Origin of the sequence: Actinacidiphila epipremni, assembly GCF_012034175.1 — a bacterium.
In the GTDB taxonomy this organism is placed as follows: Bacteria; Actinomycetota; Actinomycetes; order Streptomycetales; family Streptomycetaceae; genus Actinacidiphila; species Actinacidiphila epipremni.
Genome location: NZ_JAATEJ010000018.1, coordinates 92,790 through 110,794 on the forward strand (window position 1 = coordinate 92,790; position 18,005 = coordinate 110,794).

Annotated in this window: 14 protein-coding genes and 1 pseudogene; 5 read left to right on the forward strand and 10 right to left on the reverse strand. The window is 71.7% G+C overall.

Annotation, left to right across the window (positions count from 1 at the left end; genetic code table 11):
• Positions 1 to 62 precede the first annotated feature (62 nt).
• The 3 genes from HCN08_RS21470 to metH form a co-directional block, all read right to left on the reverse strand.
• Entirely contained in the window at positions 63 to 1,508 is a 1,446-nt protein-coding gene (locus HCN08_RS21470) for an ABC transporter substrate-binding protein (RefSeq protein ID WP_322974598.1), read from the reverse strand.
• Between the two features lie 447 nt (positions 1,509 to 1,955).
• A complete protein-coding gene (locus HCN08_RS21475) occupies positions 1,956 to 2,672 on the reverse strand; it encodes an HAD family hydrolase (RefSeq protein WP_167984812.1) in 717 nt (238 codons plus the stop codon).
• A 226-nt stretch (positions 2,673 to 2,898) separates the two neighbouring features.
• Positions 2,899 to 6,417, reverse strand: coding sequence for a methionine synthase (gene metH, locus HCN08_RS21480; RefSeq protein ID WP_167984813.1), 3,519 nt, complete (start codon positions 6,415 to 6,417; stop codon positions 2,899 to 2,901).
• 239 nt (positions 6,418 to 6,656) lie between these two features.
• On the opposite strand from metH, the gene HCN08_RS21485 reads away from it, so the two are divergent.
• The 3 genes from HCN08_RS21485 (at position 6,657) to glpK (ending at position 9,923) form a co-directional block, all read left to right on the forward strand.
• Positions 6,657 to 7,373: an IclR family transcriptional regulator gene (locus HCN08_RS21485; protein ID WP_167984814.1), complete on the forward strand. Its 717-nt coding sequence runs from the start codon at positions 6,657 to 6,659 to the stop codon at positions 7,371 to 7,373.
• Between the two features lie 122 nt (positions 7,374 to 7,495).
• A complete protein-coding gene (locus tag HCN08_RS21490) occupies positions 7,496 to 8,284 on the forward strand; it encodes an MIP/aquaporin family protein (RefSeq protein ID WP_167984815.1) in 789 nt (262 codons plus the stop codon).
• 88 nt (positions 8,285 to 8,372) lie between these two features.
• A complete protein-coding gene (glpK, locus tag HCN08_RS21495) occupies positions 8,373 to 9,923 on the forward strand; it encodes a glycerol kinase GlpK (RefSeq protein WP_167984816.1) in 1,551 nt (516 codons plus the stop codon).
• Here glpK and HCN08_RS21500 read toward each other — a convergent pair.
• Positions 9,880 to 10,683, reverse strand: a complete 804-nt coding sequence (locus HCN08_RS21500) for a nucleotidyltransferase domain-containing protein (RefSeq protein ID WP_167984817.1) — start codon at positions 10,681 to 10,683, stop codon at positions 9,880 to 9,882. The genes glpK and HCN08_RS21500 overlap by 44 nt on opposite strands.
• On the reverse strand, positions 10,680 to 11,243 hold the full coding sequence (locus tag HCN08_RS21505) for a TIGR03086 family metal-binding protein (RefSeq protein ID WP_167984818.1): 564 nt from the start codon (positions 11,241 to 11,243) through the stop codon (positions 10,680 to 10,682). The genes HCN08_RS21500 and HCN08_RS21505 overlap by 4 nt, the downstream gene beginning before the upstream one ends.
• A gap of 63 nt (positions 11,244 to 11,306) precedes the next feature.
• Between HCN08_RS21505 and HCN08_RS21510 the strand changes: the two are divergent.
• Both HCN08_RS21510 and HCN08_RS21515 read left to right on the forward strand, forming a co-directional pair.
• A pseudogene (locus HCN08_RS21510) lies at positions 11,307 to 11,456 on the forward strand (AraC family transcriptional regulator); the annotation flags it as partial.
• A gap of 99 nt (positions 11,457 to 11,555) precedes the next feature.
• Positions 11,556 to 12,227, forward strand: coding sequence for a FadR/GntR family transcriptional regulator (locus HCN08_RS21515; RefSeq protein WP_167984819.1), 672 nt, complete (start codon positions 11,556 to 11,558; stop codon positions 12,225 to 12,227).
• A gap of 148 nt (positions 12,228 to 12,375) precedes the next feature.
• Here HCN08_RS21515 and HCN08_RS21520 read toward each other — a convergent pair whose 3' ends face one another.
• The 5 genes from HCN08_RS21520 to HCN08_RS21540 all read right to left on the reverse strand — a co-directional run bounded on the left by HCN08_RS21520 (position 12,376) and on the right by HCN08_RS21540 (position 17,995).
• Complete coding sequence (locus HCN08_RS21520; protein WP_167984820.1) at positions 12,376 to 13,221, reverse strand: amidohydrolase family protein; 846 nt, start codon at positions 13,219 to 13,221, stop codon at positions 12,376 to 12,378.
• Positions 13,222 to 13,223: 2 nt separating this feature from the next.
• Positions 13,224 to 14,237, reverse strand: coding sequence for an aldo/keto reductase (locus HCN08_RS21525; RefSeq protein ID WP_167984821.1), 1,014 nt, complete (start codon positions 14,235 to 14,237; stop codon positions 13,224 to 13,226).
• Positions 14,238 to 14,348: 111 nt separating this feature from the next.
• On the reverse strand, positions 14,349 to 15,386 hold the full coding sequence (locus tag HCN08_RS21530; protein WP_167984822.1) for an ABC transporter permease: 1,038 nt from the start codon (positions 15,384 to 15,386) through the stop codon (positions 14,349 to 14,351).
• Positions 15,383 to 16,951, reverse strand: coding sequence for a sugar ABC transporter ATP-binding protein (locus HCN08_RS21535; protein ID WP_167984823.1), 1,569 nt, complete (start codon positions 16,949 to 16,951; stop codon positions 15,383 to 15,385). Before HCN08_RS21535 ends, HCN08_RS21530 begins: the two co-directional genes overlap by 4 nt.
• Positions 16,952 to 16,957: 6 nt before the next feature.
• On the reverse strand, positions 16,958 to 17,995 hold the full coding sequence (locus HCN08_RS21540; RefSeq protein ID WP_167984824.1) for a sugar ABC transporter substrate-binding protein: 1,038 nt from the start codon (positions 17,993 to 17,995) through the stop codon (positions 16,958 to 16,960).
• Positions 17,996 to 18,005 lie beyond the last annotated feature (10 nt).

The window sequence follows — 18,005 nt, forward strand, 5'->3', positions numbered from 1 at the left end:
GGGGGTGCCGTGTGCCGGGCCGGCCCGCGGGGCAGGTCACTGCTCCGCGGGCCGGCCGCCGGTCACTTGGTGCCGAGTTCGTAGAACCGGAACATCGTCGGGTCGAGTGCCTTGTCGGCGCCCGTGACGCCGTCGCGGATCACGACGGTCTGCTTGCCCTGCCACAGCGGGATGATCGGGACGTCCTCGGCCACGATCTTCTGGATGTCGGCGAAGGCCTGGTCGCGCACGGTCTTGTCGTCGGTGCCCTGCTCCTTGGAGAGCAGGTCCAGGATCTGCGGGTTGACGTAGCCGGTGCCCAGGAAGGGCTCCTTGGTCAGGAACGGGGCGACGTCGTTGTCGGGGTCCGGCAGGTCCGGGTACCAGCCGATCATGTACGAGGCGTACGTGTCGGACTTCTCGTCCTTCTGGTACTGCTGCCACTCGGTGTTGCTGAGGTTGACCTTGAACAGGCCGGTGGCCTCCAGCTGCCGCTTGATCGTGGTGGCCTCGTCGGCGGACGCGGCACCGTAGTGGCTGGGCGTCCAGGCGTAGGCGAGCGTCACCGGGGTCGTGATGCCGGCGGCGTCGAGCAGCGCCTTGGCCTTGGCGGTGTCGGGGGCGCCGTACTTGTCCTTGAAGGCCTCGGTGTGGCCCTCGATGCCGTTGCCGACCATGGAGTACAGCGGCGCGACGGTGTTGTCGTACGCCTCCTTGGCGATGCCCGCGCGGTCGATGACCTGGGCGACGGCCTGCCGGACGGCCTTCTGGTCGGCCGGCTTGACCTTGGCGTCGAAGACCATGTAGCGCTTCTCGGTGCCGGTGCCTTCGAGCACCTGGACGCCGGAGGTCTTCTTCAGGTCCTCGGTGTCGGTGGGCGACAGGCTGCGGAAGGCGGCGGTCACGGTGCCGTCCTTGACGGCCTGCTTGAGCGCGGACGCCTCGGAGAAGTACTGCAGGACGACCTGGCTGTTGTTGAGCTTGTTGGTGCCCTTGTACTTGGCGTTGGCCTTGAGCGAGGCCTGCTGCTTGGCCGTGTACTTGTCGAGGGTGTACGGGCCGGAGCCGACGACGGCGGAGCCGTCGAGGAGCTTGTCGGCCGGGAAGACCTTCTCGTCGACGATCGCGCCGGCGTCGGTGGCGAGCACCGAGGGGAAGGTCGAGTCGGGGTTCTTCAGGTGGAAGACGACCTGGTCGGCCCCGGTGGTCGTGGTGCTGTCCAGGTTGGCCAGCAGGCTCGACGGGCCGTTGGGGGCGGCGATCTTCAGCATCCGGTCGAAGGTGAACTTCACGGACGTCGCGGTGAGCGGGTCGCCGTTGGAGAACACCAGGCCGGGCTGCAGCTGGCAGGAGTACGTCTTGGGGTCGGTGAAGGAGCAGCTCTTGGCCGCGTCCGGGGCCGGGGTGGTGGCGCCGGTCGGGAAGTGCATGACCTTCTGGTAGACGCTGTCGATGATCTCCCAGGAGCCGTAGTCGTACGCTCCCGCGGGGTCCAGCGAGGACACCGAATCGGTGGTGCCGACGATCACGGCACCCTTGCCGCCACCGTTGCCACCGCCGCCATTGCCGGACGAATTATCCTTTTTGCCACCGCACGCTGCGGCACCGACGGCCAGGAAGGCCACGGCTGCTGCGGCGACGACACGCTTGTTTCGTGACATCCAGTGAATCCCCTTGCTCACATGCCGGAAGGTTGAGTCGGCATCGACCGCCACGGACACTAGCGGGATGGGCATCTCTCACTGGGACACGGAGTGATTGAGGGGGCATTACATACCGGTAACAGGACGTTCACCTCCGATATGCGAACGTGCGGGCTATCGATACACGGAGCGACAAACGGGACACTTCGCCCGGGTAAAGAACCGATAAGCGAAATCTCATCCAGCCGGGCGACCGGCTGTCGAGGACGCGTCGTGTGACAATCATCACACCGCGCGGATTCCACTTCGTGAGATTTTATTCAGCCTTCACCTTCAGTGAAGATCCGCGTTCACAGAGCGCCTGACCAGCGAGCGCAGGAAGGGCACGTCCACCCCGTCGAGCGAGCGCACGACGGTGCGCCGGGGGGCGGGCGGGATGGTCACGAGCGACGGCACCGCGACCACATGGCAGCCGGCCGCCTCGCCGGAGGCGACCCCGGTCAGGGTGTCCTCGACGACGACGCAGCGAGCCGGGTCGGCGCCGAGCCGGGCCGCCGCCGTCAGATACGGGTCCGGGTGCGGCTTGGTGCGGGCGATCTCATCACCTGCCAGGGTGAAGGAGAAGTTCTCGGCGCCCAGGGTGCGCAGCATCGCGTCGATCGTGCGCCGGTGCGAGGCGGACACCAGCGCGGTGGGCACCCCGTGCGCCGCGAGCTCGGTCAGCAGCCGCCGGGCGCCGGGCATCAGCGGGGCGCCGCGCTCGATCAGCTCCTCGAAGCGGGTGTCGATCGCGACCATCAGCTCGGCGAGCGTCGCCGTGGTGCCGGTGACCTCCATCAGATGGGTGACGCTGCGGGCCATCGGGCCGCCCACCACGACCTCCTTGTGCACCTCGTCGAGCACATGCCCGAGGTCGGCGAACACCCCCGTCTCGGCCGCCCACCAGATGCCCTCGGTGTCCACGAGGGTGCCGTCCATGTCCAGCAGTACGGCCTGGAGGTCCTGGCCGTGCCCCGTGAGGGTGGCGACGACGGGGATGCTGCTGGTCATAGGCTCACTCCTCGGCCCGGTGCGGACCCGGGCGCGGGACCGGCCGTCGGGCCGGTGCCGGCGCGCCCCCTCCCAGGGGGCACAAAGGCCGGTCGCCGCGTCCCGGGATCGGGAAGGGCAACCGGCCTCTGCCGGACCCACCAGTCTACGTCGCCTCTCCGGGACACGCCCGGAAGGGCCGCCGGGGGTGCGCTGCCGAGGGGTGCGCCGCCCTGCGCCGCCGGCGTCAGCGGGCGTTGAAGTACTTCGCCTCCGGGTGGTGGATCACGATCGCGTCGGTGGACTGCTCCGGGTGCAGCTGGAACTCCTCCGACAGCTTCACCCCGATCCGCTCCGGCTCCAGCAGCGCCGCGATCTTCGCCCGGTCCTCCAGGTCGGGGCAGGCGCCGTAGCCGAGCGAGAAGCGGGCGCCGCGGTACTTCAGCGCGAACATGTCCTCGATCTCGCCGGGGTCCTCGCCGCCGAAGCCCAGCTCGGCGCGCACCCGGGCGTGCCAGTATTCGGCGAGCGCCTCGGCGAGCTGCACCGACAGCCCGTGCAGCTCCAGGTAGTCGCGGTAGGAGTCGGACGCGAACAGCTCGTTGGTGGCCTCGGAGATCCTGCCGCCCATGGTGACCACCTGGAAGCCGACGACATCGGTCTGGCCGGACTCCTCGGGCCGGAAGTAGTCGGCCAGGCACAGCCGCCGCCCGCGGCGCTGCCGGGGGAAGGTGAAGCGGGTGCGCTCGGTGCCGTCCTCGTGCAGCACGATCAGGTCGTCGCCCTTGGACACGCACGGGAAGTAGCCGTAGACCACCGCGGCCTCCAGCAGGCCCTCCGACTGGAGCTTGGTCAGCAGCCCGCGCAGCCGCGGCCGGCCCTCGCTCTCGACCAGCTCCTCGTACGTCGGCCCGGTCGCGCGCGCCTGCTTCAGGCCCCACTGGCCCTTGAACAGCGCCCCCTCGTCCAGCCATGAGGCGTAGTCCGCCAGCGGGATGCCCTTGACGACCCGGCTGCCCCAGAACGGCGGGGCCGGCACCGGGTTGTCCACCGCGACGTCGGAGCGCACCGGGCCGCGCGAGTCGTCCAGGATCTCGTCCTCCTGCGGGCGGATCGGCACCCGGCGCTGCTTGAGCTCGGGCAGCTGCACGCCCGGCACCCCGCGCTTGACGCCGATGAGGGCGTCCATCAGCCGCAGCCCCTCGAAGGCGTCCCGGGCGTAGCGCACCTCGCCCAGGTACAGCTCGTGCAGGTCCTGCTCGACGTAGGCGCGGGTGAGGGCGGCGCCGCCGAGGATCACCGGGAACTCGGCGGCCAGTCCCCGCTGGTTGAGCTCTTCGAGGTTCTCCTTCATCACCACCGTGGACTTCACCAGCAGCCCCGACATGCCGATGACGTCGGCGCGGTGCTCCTGCGCGGCGTCCAGGATCGCCGAGACGGGCTGCTTGATGCCCAGGTTGACGACGTTGTAGCCGTTGTTGGACAAGATGATGTCGACCAGGTTCTTGCCGATGTCGTGGACGTCGCCGCGTACCGTCGCCAGCACGATGGTGCCCTTGCCGCCGCTGTCGTCGCTCTTCTCCATGTGCGGTTCGAGGTAGGCGACGGCGGTCTTCATCACCTCGGCGGACTGCAGCACGAACGGCAGCTGCATCTGCCCGGAGCCGAACAGCTCGCCGACGATCTTCATGCCGGCCAGCAGCGTCTCGTTGACGATGTCGAGTGCCGGGCGCTCGGCCAGCGCCGCGTCCAGGTCGTCGGTCAGGCCGTTCTTCTCGCCGTCCACGATGCGCCGCTGGAGCCGCTCGTCCAGCGGCAGCGCGGCCAGCTCCTCGGCCTTGCCGGCCTTGACCGACTTGGCGTCCACGCCCTCGAAGAGCGCCATGAGCTTCTGCAGCGGGTCGTAGCCCTCCCGCCGGTTGTCGTAGACCAGGTCGTACGCGGTCTGGCGCTGCTCCTCGGGGATGCGGGCGATCGGCACGATCTTGGCGGCGTGCACGATCGCGGAGTCCAGGCCGGCCTTGACGCACTCGTCGAGGAAGACCGAGTTGAGGACGACGCGGGCGGCCGGGTTCAGGCCGAAGGAGATGTTGGACAGGCCCAGCGTGGTCTGCACGTCGGGGTGGCGGCGCTTGAGCTCGCGGATCGCCTCGATGGTGGCGGCGCCGTCGCCGCGGGACTCCTCCTGGCCGGTGCAGATGGTGAAGGTCAGGCAGTCCACGAGGATGTCGGACTCGGCGATGCCCCAGTTGCCGGTGAGGTCGGCGATCAGCCGCTCGGCGATCTCGACCTTCTTCTCGGCGGTCCTGGCCTGGCCCTCCTCGTCGATGGTCAGCGCGATGAGCGCGGCGCCGTGCTCGCGGGCGAGCGCGGTGACCTTCGCGAAGCGCGACTCCGGGCCGTCGCCGTCCTCGTAGTTGACGGAGTTGAGCACCGCCCGGCCGCCGAGCTTCTCCAGGCCGGCCCGCAGCACCTCGACCTCGGTGGAGTCCAGCACGATGGGCAGCGTGGAGGCGGTCGCAAAGCGCCCGGCGATCTCGGCCATGTCGGCGACGCCGTCCCGGCCGACGTAGTCCACGCACAGGTCCAGCAGGTGGGCGCCCTCGCGGATCTGCTCGCGGGCGAGCTCGACGCAGTCCTCCCAGCGGCCCTCCAGCATCGCCTCGCGGAACTTCTTCGAGCCGTTGGCGTTGGTGCGCTCGCCGATCGCCAGGTAGGAGGTGTCCTGCCGGAACGGCACGGTCTGGTAGAGCGAGGAGGCGCCGGGCTCGGGGCGGGGGTTGCGCGGGGTGAGGTCGTGGCCGCCGATCCGCTCGACGAGCTGGCGCAGGTGCTCGGGGGTGGTGCCGCAGCAACCGCCGACCAGCGACAGGCCGTACTCGGCGGCGAACGTCTCATGCGCGTCGGCGAGCTCGGAGGGGCTGAGCGGGTAGTGCGCGCCGTCCTTGGTGAGCACCGGGAGCCCGGCGTTGGGCATGCAGGTCAGCGGGATGCGCGAGTGCCGGGCGAGGTAGCGCAGGTGCTCGCTCATCTCGGCCGGTCCGGTGGAGCAGTTCAGGCCGATCAGGTCGATGCCGAGCGGTTCCAGCGCGGTCAGGGCGGCGCCGATCTCCGAGCCGAGCAGCATCGTGCCGGTGGTCTCCACCGCGACCGAGCAGATCAGCGGCAGGTCCACGCCCGCCTCGGCCATCGCCTGCCGGGAGCCGATCAGTGCCGCCTTGACCTGGAGCAGGTCCTGCATGGTCTCCACCACCAGCGCGTCGGCGCCGCCGGCGATCAGGCCCGCGGCGTTGGCGTGGTAGCCGTCGCGCAGATGGGCGTAGGTGGTGTGGCCGAGGGTCGGCAGCTTGGTGCCGGGGCCGATGGAGCCGAGCACCCAGCGCGGCCGGCCGTCGGCGGCGAAGCCGTCGGCGACCTCGCGGGCGAGCCGGGCACCGGCCTCGGCGAGCTCGTAGATGCGGTCCTCGATGTCGTACTCGCTCATCGCGGTGGCGTTGGCGCCGAAGGTGTTGGTCTCGACGCAGTCCACGCCGGCCGCGAAGTACGCCTCGTGCACCGAGCGCACGATGTCGGGGCGGGTGATGTTGAGGATCTCGTTGCAGCCTTCGAGCTGCTGGAAGTCGTCCAGGGTCGGTTCCTGCGCCTGGAGCATGGTGCCCATGGCGCCGTCGGCGACGACGATGCGGGTGGCGAGCGCTTCGCGCAGTGCCGCTGCGCGGGCGTTGCTCGCGGCGGCGGGGGCGGGCGAGGGGGACGGCAAGGCCATGGAACTGCTCCCTGGGATGCGACGGCTGTCGGCTATGCGCCGGTCCGTCCCGCCAGGGGGCGGATCGCGCACGCGGCCAGCCTAGCCGTCCGGGCCGTTTCGGCTCGAAGGCATTCCGATGGGCGGACGAGTGGTGCCGCTCCCCCGCTCTGGGAGAATCGGGGCCGGCAATGCCGACCACCGGCCGGCCGCCGTCCGTTTCGTACGCCGGCGCCGGCCTTCCGCCCTGGGAGTGCGCGATGCCCGGTTCCATCCAGTCGCTGGAGCGGGCCGCCGCGATCCTGCGGCTGCTGGCCGGCGGCGAGCGGCGGCTCGGGCTGTCCGACGTGGCGTCGTCGCTGGGCCTGGCCAAGGGCACCGCGCACGGCCTGCTGCGCACCCTGCGCAGCGAGGGCCTGGTGGAGCAGGACGCGGCGTCGGGCAAGTACCAGCTGGGCGCGGAGCTGCTGCGGCTGGGCACCGGCTACCTGGACGGGCACCAGCTGCGGGCCCGCGCGCTGCGCTGGACCGACGACCTGGCCCGGGCCACCGGCGAGGCGGCGTACGTGGCGGTGCCGCACCGGGACGGGGTGCTGGTCGTCCACCACGTCCCGCGCCCCGGGGAGCCGCCGCGGACCGGCGCGATGCTGCCGCTGCACGGCAGCGCGCTCGGCCGGGTGCTGTGCGCGTACGACCCGGTCACCCGCGCCGAGCCGGCCGGTGGGCCCGGGTTCGAGGCGGAGCTGGCGGCGACCCGGGCCCGCGGCTTCGCGGTGGACCTGGAGCCGGCCGGCGGGGGGACGGCGTCGGTGGCGGCGCTGGTACGGGACGGGCGGCGGATGCCGGTGGGGGCGGTGGGCGTCACCGGCGCGGCGGAGCGGATGTGCGACGCGGGCGGGGTCCTGGCCGGCGTGGTCGCGGCGGTACAGGACTGCGCGCGGGGCATCTCCGGCGACCTGGGCGCCGGGCGCGCCTGACGCGTACCGGCGTGCGCCGCCGACCCGTACACCTCTCTTGACCTGTTCAGCGCAAGGGGAGAACACTCTCGTCCTGCGATCGACAATGTCGAACACCAAGAGTGTGGGACTAGGGAGTCGCTGTGTCCAACGGTCATATCGTCATCGGCGAGATCTTCGGTACCGCTGTGCTCATCCTGCTCGGCTGCGGCGTCTGCGCCGCGGTGACACTCAAACGGTCCAAGGCCAGGGACGCGGGCTGGCTGGCGATCACCTTCGGCTGGGGCTTCGGCGTGCTGGGCGGCGCGTACATAGCCAACGGCTACTCGGGGGGCCATCTCAACCCCGCGGTCACCCTCGGCATAGCCATCAAGACCGGCCAGTGGTCGAAAGTGCCGTACTACCTGATAGGACAGCTCGTGGGCGCCGTGATCGGCGCCCTTTTGGTGTGGGTGGCCTACTACGGGCAGTTCCAGGCGCATCTGAGCGACCCGGCGGACTTCGCCGGCCCCGAGGCCGATCCTGCCGGGCCCACGACGGGCGACCCCACGCTGCCGGGCGGGCCGGTGCTGGGGATCTTCTCCACCGGCCCGGAGATCCGCAATCCGCTGCTGAACCTGCTCACCGAGGCGGTCGCGACGCTGGTCCTGGTGCTGTTCATCCTCACGCAGGGCATGACCGACGGTCTGGCGGAGAATGGAATGGGCATCCTGCTCACCGCGCTGATCGTGGTCGGCATCGGCCTGTCGCTGGGCGGGCCGACCGGGTACGCGATCAACCCGTTCCGGGACCTCGGCCCGCGGATCGTGCACGCCCTGCTGCCGCTGCCGCACAAGGGCGGATCCGACTGGGGCTACGCGTGGATACCGGTCGTCGGCCCGCTGGCCGGCGCCGCCATCGCGGGCGGACTTTACCGGCTCGCGTTCACATAGAGGTGAGGCCCATCCGACGACACCATTCCTGCCGGTGAAACCGTCGTCACCCGTAACCACCGGGCGGACATCCGACGAGGAGCACACCATGACCGACACGTCCACCAGCACCAACGCCTCGGGACCCTTCATCGCGGCCATCGACCAGGGCACGACGTCCAGCCGCTGCATCATCTTCGACCGCGACGGGCGGATCGTCGCGGTCGACCAGAAGGAGCACGAGCAGATCTTCCCCAAGCCCGGCTGGGTGGAGCACGACGCCAACGAGATCTGGGCGAACGTCCAGGCGGTGGTCGCGGGCGCGATCGCCAACGCCGGGCGCGACGTCGCCGGATTCACTCCTTCGGACGTCAAGGCGATCGGGATCACCAACCAGCGCGAGACCACCATGATGTGGGACAAGAACACCGGTGAGCCGGTGTACCACGCGATCGTCTGGCAGGACACCCGCACCGACGCGCTGTGTCGTGAGCTCGGCCGCAACGTCGGGCAGGACCGCTTCCGGCGGCAGACCGGCCTGCCGCTCGCGTCGTACTTCGCCGGGCCGAAGGTGCGCTGGCTGCTGGACAACGTCGAGGGCCTGCGCGAGCGCGCCGAGCGCGGCGACGTCGTGTTCGGCACGATGGACTCCTGGGTGATCTGGAACCTCACCGGCGGGGTGGACGGCGGGGTGCACGTCACCGACGTCACCAACGCCTCCCGCACCCTGCTGATGGACCTCAAGACCCTCCAGTGGGACGAGAAGATCTGCGCGTCGATCGGCGTGCCGACCGCGGTGCTGCCGGAGATCAGGTCGTCCTCGGAGGTCTACGGCACCACCAGCGTCGGCGGGCTGACCGCGGTGCCGGTGGCCTCGGCGCTCGGCGACCAGCAGGCTGCGCTGTTCGGCCAGACGTGCTTCGCGGTGGGCGAGGCGAAGTCGACGTACGGCACGGGTACGTTCATGCTGATGAACACCGGGGAGACCCCGGTGAACTCCTACGCGGGCCTGATCACCACGGTGGGCTACCGCATCGGCAGCGACAAGCCCGTCTACGCGCTGGAGGGCTCCATCGCGGTGACCGGCTCGCTGGTGCAGTGGATGCGCGACCAGATGGGGCTGATCAAGACCGCCGCGGAGATCGAGGAGCTGGCCGCGTCGGTGGACGACAACGGCGGCGCGTACTTCGTGCCGGCGTTCTCCGGGCTGTTCGCGCCCTACTGGCGCTCCGACGCGCGCGGGGTGATCGCGGGCCTGACGCGGTACGTCACCAAGGCGCACATCGCGCGCGCCGTCCTGGAGGCGACCGCCTGGCAGACCCGGGAGATCGCCGACGCGATGCTCAAGGACTCCGGCACCGAGGTCAGCACGCTGAAGGTCGACGGCGGCATGACCGCGAACAACCTGCTCATGCAGACCCTCTCGGACTTCCTGGACGTGCCCGTGGTGCGCCCGATGGTCGCCGAGACCACCTGCCTGGGCGCGGCCTACGCGGCGGGCCTGGCGATCGGCTTCTGGCCGGACACCGAGGCGCTGCGGGCGAACTGGAAGCGGGCCGCGGAGTGGACGCCGCGGATGGACGCGGCCGAGCGCGACAAGGAGTACAAGCAGTGGCTCAAGGCCGTCCAGGCGACCATGGGCTGGCTGGACGAGCAGTAGCGGCGGCGGCGAGCCGGTCCAGCTCGGCGAACAGCGCCGCGGGCGGCTCGCCGCCGGTGCGGGCCGCGAGCTCCCGCCAGCGCTCGCGGCCCTCCTCCCACAGGGCCGCGAGCGTGCCGGCGCCGGCCGCCGCGACCGTACGGGCCGGCAGCTCGGCCTCGGCGGCGCGCGAGGGGGTCAGGTAGTGGGCGGTGCTGCCCTCGGCGACCCTGGCCATCCACAGCAGGTGCCGGGCGGCGTGCGCGAGCGCGTCCTGCGCGCGCAGGTGCTCGCCGCGGGCGGTGACGTGCGCGGCGAGCACCAGCCAGTTCGCGAACCGCCCGCACAGGTCGGCGATCTCGGCCGGGCTCCGCGGGACGGCGGGCCGCTCGGGCAGCGCCCGCAGCACCGGGGTGAGCGCGCCGTCCCGGTCGACGACGACCATCGCCTCGACGGCGGCGCCGCGCGCGGGCCAGCCGGCGACCGAGGCGATGTCGGCAGTGGTGGCGAAGTGGAACTCGCCGCGCACCGGGCCGGGGAAGAGCGCGACATGCGTGCCGAACTCGTTCTCCAGCACCAGGTTCACCGGCGCGACGGCGGCGCACCAGGCCGCCGGGTCCAGCGCGGCGCGGGCGGCCGGGGTCAGGAAGAGCCAGAACTCGACGTCGCTGTGCGCGTCGCCCTCCCCCGCCGCGAAGGAGCCGTACATCAGGGCCGCGCGGACGTCGCCGTCCGCGCGGCACCTCTCCCGTACCCGGGCGATGAGGTCGTGCTGGATCACGCGGCCCAGTATGGGTCGCGGCCCGACAGCGCGACAGCGGTTTTGAGCGGGCCCGCGTCCGCGGGGACGTCCGCGGGCTCGGCGAAGCCCTTGTAGTCGCGGTACATCTGCGCGACCTCGCGGACCTGGGCGAGCATCAGCTCCGCGGTGGCGTCGGGCAGCGTGAACTGCTGGCCGGTGGCTTTGGCGAGGTCCCAGCCGTGCAGGCACAGCTCCAGGAAGAGCATGGAGGCCATGGAGCCGGCCGGCATGGAGTTGATCTCGCCCTGCCAGACGGCCGGGTCGGCCCACGCGGCCACCGAGCGCTCCAGCTGCTCGGCGTACGCCTTCGCCCACTCGGGGTCGGCGGTGAAGTCGCGGGTGCCCAGGTCCGCGGGGTGCGGTTCGCGGCGGGCGCGCAGCTCCATGCCGATGCCGGTGTAGGCGACCAGGTGGTTGACCAGGGTGCGGGTGTCGTAGTCGGCGCAAGGGGTCGGGCCGGTCAGCTGCCCGGGGCTGACGCCCGCGGCGATCCGGGCGGCTTCCCGCGCGCTGTCGGCGATCTCAGAATGAAAGGTCATGCCCGCGACGCTACCGGCGGGCGCGCCCGCCGGTCTTGAACAAGCGCGACACCTTCTCAGCTGTTGCACGAGGCCGCGGCGCGGGCCGACGAGGGCGCGGGCGTCGACTGGGCGGCCCTCGCGGCGGATCTCGGCTATGCCGGCCAGGCCCATCTCACGCGGGACTTCGCCGCCGCGGTGGGGACGCCGCCGGGCAGGTACGCCGGGCGCTGATTTCCCGTTTCGTTAGGTAAACGCGCCGCGCGGGCACATAATGAGGCTATACATCGGAGGTCTGGCGGTCCGCGGGACCTGGACTAAGGGGAGGTCGCGGTGGCCGTCACCGACGAGGCGATCGAGAAGATCAAGGAGATGATCGTCTCCGGGGCGCTGCGGCCCGGCGACCGGCTCCCCAAGGAGAGCGAGCTGGCGGCCGAGCTGGGCCTGTCGCGCAACTCGCTGCGCGAGGCGGTGCGGGCGCTGTCCCTGATCCGCATCCTCGACGTCCGGCAGGGCGACGGCACGTACGTCACCAGCCTGGACCCGCAACTGCTGCTGGAGGCGCTGAGCTTCGTGGTGGACTTCCACCGCGACGACACAGTGCTCGAATTCCTGGCGGTGCGGCGCATCCTGGAGCCGGCGGCCACCGCGATGGCCGCGACGCGGATCCCGCAGGAGGAGCTGGAGGCGCTCCAGGGCAAGCTGGACGCGCTGGGGGCGCAGCCGTCGGTGGAGGAACTGGTCGCCTCCGACCTGGAGTTCCACCGCGGCATCGTCGCGGCGTCCGGCAACTCGGTCCTGTGCTCGCTGCTCGACGGCCTGTCCGGCCCGACGACCCGGGCCCGCGTCTGGCGCGGCCTCACCCAGGAGGACGCGGTGTCCCGCACGCTGCTGGAACACCGGGCGATCCTCGCCGCCCTCCGCGACCGCGACGCGGAGGCCGCGCGCTCCTGGGCGACCGTCCACGTCGCGAGCGTCGAACAATGGCTCCGCTCCACCCTCTGAGCTCCGCGCAGTTCCGCGCCCCTGATGGGTTGCCGTCAGGGGCGCGTGCCTGCCGCGCAGGGCAGCAAACCAGGGGCGCGGGGAACTGCGCGACCGGCCGGGGCGGCGGGAAGGTCCCGCGAAAGCCCCAGCCCGGCAGGGCGAGGGGCTAGCCCAGCCCGTAGACCGCGGCAGCGTTCGCGCCGAAGACCTGCGCGGACTCCGCCGGTGAGAGGTCCGAGGTCGCGGACCGCGCGAGGGCGAGCACCTCGCCGTAGGAAGCCGCAAGCGTGCAGACCGGCCAGTCGGAGCCGAAGAGCACCCGGTGCGGCCCGAAGGCCGCCAGGACGTGCCCGGCGTACGGAAGAAGGTCGGCCGGCGCCCAGCCGGACCAATCCGCCTCGGTCACCAGCCCCGACAGCTTGCACACCACATTGGGCAGCGCGGCCATCGCACCGACCTGCGCGGCCCACGGCTCCCAACCGCCGGAGGCGACGGGCGGCTTGGCCGCGTGGTCGAGGACGAAGCGCAGCTCGGGCAGCGCCGCCGCCGTCTCCAGCGCCGCAGGCAGCTCGCGGGGCGTGACGAGCAGGTCGTACGCCAGGCCCGCCGCGGCGACCGTGGCCAGGCCGCGGCGGACGGCGGCGCGGGCCAGCCACCAGGGGTCGGCCTCGTCCTGGACCTGGTGGCGGATGCCGACGAGCGGGCCGGTGAGCGAGGCCAGCACGTCGGCAAGGCCGGGGTCGGTGAGGTCGGCCCAGCCGACGACGCCGGCGATCCGGCCGCCGGAGCCCGCGGCGACCTCCAGCAGCTCGCGGGTCTCGTCCAGCGAGGAGCTGGACTGCACGACCACCGTCGCGTCGACGCCGTGCGCGTCCAGCAGCGGCTCCAGCTCGGCCAGGGCGAAGCTGCGGTCGATGGGGGCGAGCCGGGGCCCGGTCAGCCAGGGCTGCGGGCGCCGGGTGAGGTCCCACAGGTGGTGGTGCGCGTCGATCCGCCGTGCCGGCTCGGTCATCGTCACGCCCCCGCCGCCGGGTCCGCGCCCGGACCGGCGGCCGGGCCGCCGGTCAGCGGCAGCGGCACGTCCGGGTCGAGCAGTCCCTCGCCGACCAGGGCATGCCACATCGCGTCGGGGATGTCGTGGCCGAACATCGCCTCGTTGTCGCGTACCTCGTCCGCGCTCGCGGCGCCGACGAGCGCGGAGACGACGCTCGGGTGCGCGAACGGGTAGCGCAGCGCGGCGGCCCGCAGCGGGACGCCGAACTCGCCGCACACCCTGGCCATCGCCAGCGCCCGGTCGAGCAGCTCCTGCGGGGCCGCCGCGTAGTCGTAGGGCGCCCCGGGCCGGGGGTCGGCCAGCAGCCCGGAGTTGTAGACGCCGCCGACGACGACCTTGGTGCCGCGGCGCTCGCACACCGGCAGCAGGTCGTCGTAGGCGGTGCGCTCCAGCAGCGTCCAGCGGCCCGCGCACAGCACGACGTCGACGTCGAGGTCGGCGACGAGCCGGGCCAGGACGCCGCTGACGTTCATGCCGAAGCCGATGGCCTTGACCACGCCCTGGTCGCGCAGGTCCGCGAGCGCGGCGAACCCGGTGGCGTACACCTCGGGCAGGTGGTCCTCGACGTCGTGGAGGTAGACGATGTCGACGGCGTCCACGCCGAGCCGCTCCAGGGAGCCCTCCAGCGTGGCGCGGATGCCGTCGGCGGTGAAGTCCCAGACCCGGGCCCGGCCGGGGACGTCGGTGAAGCCCTGGCCCTCGGGCGCCTCGCCCGGCGCCAGGTCGCGCAGCCGGCGGCCGACCTTGGTGGACAGCACGTACGACGCGCGGTCCCGGCCGGCCAGCGCCCGGCCCAGCCGCTCCTCGGAGCGGCCGAGCCCGTAGTGCGGGGCGGTGTCGAGGTAGGTGACGGGCCGCCCCGCGTCGAAGGCGGCGGCCACGGTGGCCTCCGCCTGCTCGTCGGTGATGGCGCGGTAGAGGTTGGCCAGCGGCGCGCAGCCGAGGCCGAGCCGGGGCAGTGCCGGTAGGGGCATACGTGGTGTCTTTCTGCTGGGCTTGGCGGTCGGCTGCGGCCGGTGGCCGTACGGTCGGGGTCGGGGTCGGGGTCGGCGCCCGGTGACGGCGCCGGGGGTCGGTGCCCGGGGTCAGTCCTGCTTCTCGCCGCTGGCGAAGCGGGAGATGATCAGGGCGACGATGATGATGGCACCGTAGAGGAACTTGTCCCACAGCGGCGGCACTCCGCCGAGGGTGGTGACGTTGACGACCAGTTGCAGGCTGACGACACCGGTGAGCGCGCCGAACAGCGTGCCGCGGCCACCGTTGAGGCTGACCCCGCCGATGACGGTGGCGGCGAAGACCTGGAAGATCCAGCCGTCGCCCTGGGTGGCGGAGATCGCGCCGTAGTGCCCGGTGTACAGGACACCGGCGAAGGCGGCGATGAGGCCGCCGAGCGCCAGCACGATCCAGGTGATCCGGTCGACCCGGATGCCGGCGGCCCTGGCGGCCCCGGTGTTGCCGCCGATGGCGTAGAGGGCGCGGCCGTGCCGCAGGTAGCCCAGGGCCAGGCCGCCGATGACGAACAGCAGCAGGCAGATCCACACCGCGGCGGGCGCCCCGAGCCATTCGGCCTTGCCGAGGTAGGAGAAGGACGCCGGGACCGCGACGATGGACTTGCCCTGCGCGACGCCGTCCTGGAGGCCGCGCAGCATGGTCAGCATGCCGAGGGTCGCGATGAAGCCGTTGACGCGCAGCTTCAGGATCAGGAAGCCGTTGATCGCGCCGATCAGCAGGCCGACGACCAGGCACACCGGGATCGAGGTCCAGGTCGGGAAGAGCCCGATGCCGTGGAAGGTCGCCGGGCCGCTGCTGGGCAGCACCAGCCACATCGCGATGACCGGTGCGACGCCGATGGTGGATTCCAGCGACAGGTCCATCCGGCCGCATATCAGGATCATCGCCTCGGCGAGCACCAGCAGGCTCAGCTCGCTGCTCTGCTGGAGCACGCCGATGAGGTTGTCCGAGGTCAGGAAGACCGGCGAGACGATGAAGCCGATCACACCGAGGACGAAGATCACCGGGATCAGCGAGAGGTCGCGGTAGCGGGCGAGCTGGAAGCGCGGCGGGGCCGCCGCCTTCTTGCCGGACACCGCGGCGTCGGCGGTCAACTGGGTGGTCTCACTCATTCCTGGTCTCCCTTGTCGCCGCCCGCACCCGCGGGCAGCCCTTCCATTGCCGAGACCAGGTCCCGGTCGCTCCATCCGCTGCCGAACTCCGCGATCACCCGCCCGTGGAAGAGGGCGATCACCCGGTCGCAGACCCGCAGGTCGTCGAGTTCGTCGGAGACGATGACGGCCGCGTCGCCCCGGTCGGCGACCCCGCGGACCACGCCGAGCAGCGAGTCCTTGGACTTGACGTCGACGCCCGCGGTGGGCCGGACGGCCACCAGCACCCGCGGGTCGCGGGCCATGGCCCGGGCGATGACGACCTTCTGCTGGTTGCCGCCGGACAGGTCCGCGACCGGCTGGGCCGGGCCCGAGGTCTTGATGTCCAGCGAGTCGATCATGCGCTGGGCGAAGGCCCGGGTCTTCGACGGCAGCACCGTGCCGTACGGGCCGAGCTGGTCGGTCACCGTGAGGGTGGCGTTCTCGGCGACGCTGCGGCCCAGCACCAGGCCCTGCCGGTGCCGGTCCTCGGGGACGTAGCCGATGCCGGCGTTCAGGGCGTGCGGCACGCTGCCGGGCCGTACCGGCTGCCCGGCGACCGTGGTGCGACCGCCGGTGGCCTTCCGCAGGCCCACCAGCGTCTCGCCGAGCGCGGTGTTGCCGCTGGCGGTGGCGCCGGCCAGGCCCAGGACCTCGCCGGGGCGTACGGCGAAGTCGATGGGGTCGAACGCCCCGTCCAGGGCGAGCTGCTCGGCCCGCAGGACGGGTTCGGTGCCGCCGTCACCCTTCCTGGTGACGGCGGCGGCGTGCCAGGAGCTCGCGGTCTGGGTGGCCTCGCCGGTCATGGCCGCCACCAGGTCCGCCTTGCCGAGGTCGGCGACGGGCGAGGTGAGGATGTGCCGGGCGTCGCGGTAGACCGTGACGGTGCTGCACAGGTCGTAGACCTCCTGCAGGTGGTGGGAGATGAACAGGAACGCCACGCCCTGCTGCTGGAGTTCGCGCAGCTTGGTGAACAGCCGGTCGATGCCGGCCGCGTCGAGCTGCGCGGTGGGTTCGTCGAGGATGATGAAGCGGGCGCCGAAGGACAGCGCCCGGGCGATCTCCACGAACTGGCCCTGCTCCACGGTGAGGTCGGCGGCCCGGGTGGCGGGGTCGACGTCGACGCCGTATTCGGCGAGCAGGTCGCGGGCGGCGGCCCGCAGTTTGCTCCAGCGGATCCGGCCGGGCCCGAACCGGTTGAGGAACAGGTTCTCGGCGACCGTGAGTTCCGGGACGACCATGGACTTCTGGTAGACGCAGGCGACCCTGGCCTGCCAGGCGGCGGTGTCACCCGCCGCGGGCGCGGGTTCGCCGAGGAAGGCGACCCGGCCCGCGTCGGGTGCGTGCAGCCCGGTCAGCACCGACACCAGCGTGGACTTGCCGGCACCGTTGCGGCCGACCAGCGCGTGCGAGTCGCCCACGCCCACGGTGATGCCCACCCGGTCCAGCGCGACGGTCGGGCCGAAGCGCTTGACGATGCCCTCGGCCTGGACCGCGGGCGGCGGGGACGGCGAAGCTGCGGAAGAAGGCGTCCGACCGTTGCTCATCTGCGCTCAGCTCTTTCCGAGCTGGTTGGCCCACAGGCTCGGGTCGTCGACGTTGTCCTTGGTCACCAGCGGGGCGGGCAGCTGGTCCTCCAGGCCGTTGGGGATGGCGACGATGGTGGAGTCGTGGTCGGTCGGGCCGGGCTTGAAGGTCTGCCCGGCGAGCGCGGCCTTGGCGTAGTACAGCGCGTACTTGGCGTAGAGGTCGGCCGGCTGGGAGATCGTGGCGTCGATCTGGCCCGCCTTGATCGCCTTGAACTCGTCCGGGATGCCGTCGTTGGAGATGATGGTGATGTGGCCCGGCGTGCCCGGCGGCTTGAGCAGGTGCTTCTGCTCCAGCAGGGCGAGGGTGGGCTGCAGGAAGACACCGCCGGCCTGCATGTAGATGCCGTTGATGTCGGGGTCGGAGGCCAGCGTGGTCTGGAGCTTGGCCGAGGCGACGTCGCCCTTCCAGTCGGTGGCCAGCGCGATGACCTTGATGCCGGGGAACTTGGTCTTCATGCAGGACGCGAACGCCTCGGAGCGGTCGCGGCCGTTGATGGAGTCCAGCGCGCCCTCGAACTCCACGACCTTGCCCTTGCCGCCGAGCTGCTTGCCGAGGTAGTCGCAGGCGTTGCTGCCGTACGCCTTGTTGTCGGCGCGTACGACCATGTAGACCTTGCCCTTGTCGGGGCGGGTGTCGACGCTGATGACCGGGATGTTCTTGCCGGCGAGCTTGTCGAGGGTGGAGGCGACGGCGCCGGTGTCCTGGGGGGCCATGACGATGGCCTTGGCGCCCTGGTCGGTGAAGGTCTGGACGTTGGCGACCAGCTTGCCGATGTCGTTCTGCGAGTTGGTGCGGGGCAGCGCGGAGACGCCGTCGGACTTGAGGTCCTTTTCTATGTAGTTGTTGTACGAGTTCCAGAAGTCGCTGTCGGAGCGCGGCAGGTCGATGCCCACCTTGCCGGAGCTGCCCGCCTTGTCGTCGCTGCCTCTGTTGCAGCCGGCGAGCGCGCTGACCGCGAGGATCGCCGCGACGGCGGCGACGGTCGTGTGACGCAGTCTCATCGTCGAGTTC

Coding starts and splice junctions, on each gene's coding strand:
- HCN08_RS21475 (WP_167984812.1), bottom strand. CDS start 2,672: ATGACCAGCAGCATCCCCGTCGTCGCCACCCTCACGGGGCACGGCCAG.
- metH (WP_167984813.1), bottom strand. CDS start 6,417: ATGGCCTTGCCGTCCCCCTCGCCCGCCCCCGCCGCCGCGAGCAACGCC.
- HCN08_RS21485 (WP_167984814.1), top strand. CDS start 6,657: ATGCCCGGTTCCATCCAGTCGCTGGAGCGGGCCGCCGCGATCCTGCGG.
- glpK (WP_167984816.1), top strand. CDS start 8,373: ATGACCGACACGTCCACCAGCACCAACGCCTCGGGACCCTTCATCGCG.
- HCN08_RS21505 (WP_167984818.1), bottom strand. CDS start 11,243: ATGACCTTTCATTCTGAGATCGCCGACAGCGCGCGGGAAGCCGCCCGG.
- HCN08_RS21520 (WP_167984820.1), bottom strand. CDS start 13,221: ATGACCGAGCCGGCACGGCGGATCGACGCGCACCACCACCTGTGGGAC.
- HCN08_RS21525 (WP_167984821.1), bottom strand. CDS start 14,237: ATGCCCCTACCGGCACTGCCCCGGCTCGGCCTCGGCTGCGCGCCGCTG.
- HCN08_RS21530 (WP_167984822.1), bottom strand. CDS start 15,386: ATGAGTGAGACCACCCAGTTGACCGCCGACGCCGCGGTGTCCGGCAAG.
- HCN08_RS21535 (WP_167984823.1), bottom strand. CDS start 16,951: ATGAGCAACGGTCGGACGCCTTCTTCCGCAGCTTCGCCGTCCCCGCCG.
- HCN08_RS21540 (WP_167984824.1), bottom strand. CDS start 17,995: ATGAGACTGCGTCACACGACCGTCGCCGCCGTCGCGGCGATCCTCGCG.